Raw genomic sequence first — 2,037 nt, forward strand, 5'->3', positions numbered from 1 at the left:
GGGTTGGGGTGGTGGCGGCGGTGGCGTTGCCGTACGCGCCGAAAGGGCTGGGGGTGGTGTTGACGGCGGTCGCGATGGGGGTGGCGGTGTTGCCGGCGGCGCGGCGGAGGGTTTCGTGGTGGTCGGCGGGGTTTGCGTTGCTGGCGTATGCGCTGGTGGCGGTGACGCTGATTCGGGACGCGGAATGGGTGTCGCAGCCGGCGCTGGTGGTGGCGGTGTTCGTGGGGTCGTTGGGGGTCGCCGGGAGCGGGCGAGGGTGGTTCAGCACAATACGTGGTGGGTTGTCGGTCGGGCTGGCTGTGTTCCCGATGCCGTGGTTCCTGTCTGCGCCGGTGAAGAAGATCATGAAGCGGCGGCAGGTGGTGCCGGTGCTGGTGAGTCTGGGTGTTACGGCGGTGCTGCTGCTGGTCTTCGGGCTGCTGTTCACCGCCGCCGATCCTGTGTTCTCGCAGTTCGCGCATGATCTGCTGCAGGCGCCGGGGTGGGCGGAAACGTTGCCGGTCCGGATTTTCCTGTTCGTGGTCTTCGGGGTAGTGGTGTCGGCCGCGGTGCTGGTGGCGTTGCGCCCGGTGGCCGAGACGGAGATTCCGTATCCGCGGGTGTCGATCGGACGCATGCTCTGGGTGATTCCGCTGGCCGGGCTCAATCTGCTGTTCGCGGCGTTCGTCGCGGTTCAGATCACCGTCCTGTTCGGCGGCAACGAGCGGGTCCTGAAAACCGCCGGGCTCACTTACGCCGAATACGCCCGATCCGGCTTCTTCGAGCTGGTCACGGTCAGTTTCATCGTGCTGGCCATCGTCGCTCTCTGCTGGGCGCTCCTGAACCCGGCCACCCACCGCTGGCTGCTCGCCAGCCTGCTGGGCCTGCTCTGCGCCTTCACCCTCGTCATCCTCGTCTCGGCGCTACAGCGCCTCGGCCTCTACCTGGACGCGTACGGCCTGACTCGCCTGCGCGCCACGGTCGGCGTCACGATCTGGTGGCTCGGGGCCGTCTTCGTGCTGGTCCTGATAGCCGGAGCGGTACGCCTGGCCCGCCGCTCCACCACCTGGCTTCCCCGCACCTTCGTCGCCATCACCGCCGTCACCCTCCTGGCCTTCGCCCTCTGGAACCCCGACGCGCAGATCGCCGAAACCCAGCAGGCCGCCCGCACCGTGGACCGCCTCGACTACCGCTACCTCAGCAGCCTCGGCGTCGAAGCCGTCCCCGCCCTGGACCGCCTCCCCGAACCCATCCGCAGCTGCGTCCTGGACAGAATCGTCCGCGCCCACTCCCTGGACCGCCCCGACCCCTGGAACGGCTGGAACTGGGCCCGCGACCAGGCCCGAACCACCCTGGCCAGCCACCCCGTCCTGCAGCCCCCGCAATGCCCCGTTTCCCCAGATCGGAGCTATATCCCGAATCCCGACTAGGGCGGACGCATCCACTCGGTCCAGCCTTCGCAGTGCTGCGGTTTCCCCGACCCGGGCAGACACACCAACCCGGTCCAGCCTCCGCGGGGCCCCGGCTTCTGACCCGGAAGCTCTCTCCTGGCTAGGGCAGACGACCCCCCTGCTTCGCCGTTACGGGAAGCAGAGGTGGGACCTGACTTGGTCGGGGCCGCGTGGGGCGGTGGAGGGGTGAAGGTCCAGTGATTCAATCGGGGGATGGGTCTTGATGTGGTTGTGCGTGGTGGGTGGGTTGTCGATGGGATTGGGGCGCCTCGGTTTCGGGGGGATGTGGGGGTTGATGGGGGGCGGGTTGTCGCTGTTGGGCGGTTGGACGGGGTGGAAGCGGGGGTCGTGATTGAGGCGGCCGGGCGGTTTGTGTTGCCGGGGTTTGTTGATTGTCATTCGCATGGGGATGGGGTGGTTTTTGAGAAGGATGTGCAGTTGGCTTTTTTGCGGCAAGGGGTGACGAGTGTTCTGCTGGGGCAGGATGGGTTGTCGTTTGCGCCGGTTAGGTCGCGGGAGGCTTATCGGTATGTGCGGGGGTATTTCGCGGCGATCAATGGGGGGCATCCGTTTGGGGAGGGGCCTGTCTCGGTGGGGGAGTTGCTGG

General features: G+C 67.5%; 2 protein-coding genes and 1 pseudogene. 2 read left to right on the forward strand and 1 reads right to left on the reverse strand.

Annotated elements, in window-relative coordinates; translation table 11 throughout:
* Positions 1-268: hypothetical protein (locus tag Acor_RS41920; protein WP_218034838.1), on the reverse strand; the 268-nt coding region annotated here is incomplete at its 3' end.
* Here Acor_RS41920 and Acor_RS41925 point away from each other — a divergent pair.
* Positions 189-1,409 (forward strand): DUF4153 domain-containing protein, encoded by a 1,221-nt coding sequence (locus tag Acor_RS41925; protein WP_308805729.1) that lies wholly within the window; start codon positions 189-191, stop codon positions 1,407-1,409. The two genes, Acor_RS41920 and Acor_RS41925, sit on opposite strands and share 80 nt — an antisense overlap.
* Before the next feature lie 234 nt (positions 1,410-1,643).
* A pseudogene (locus Acor_RS43915) lies at positions 1,644-2,037 on the forward strand (D-aminoacylase); the annotation flags it as partial.

The sequence above is a fragment of the Acrocarpospora corrugata genome, assembly GCF_009687845.1.
Lineage (GTDB): Bacteria > Actinomycetota > Actinomycetes > Streptosporangiales > Streptosporangiaceae > Acrocarpospora > Acrocarpospora corrugata.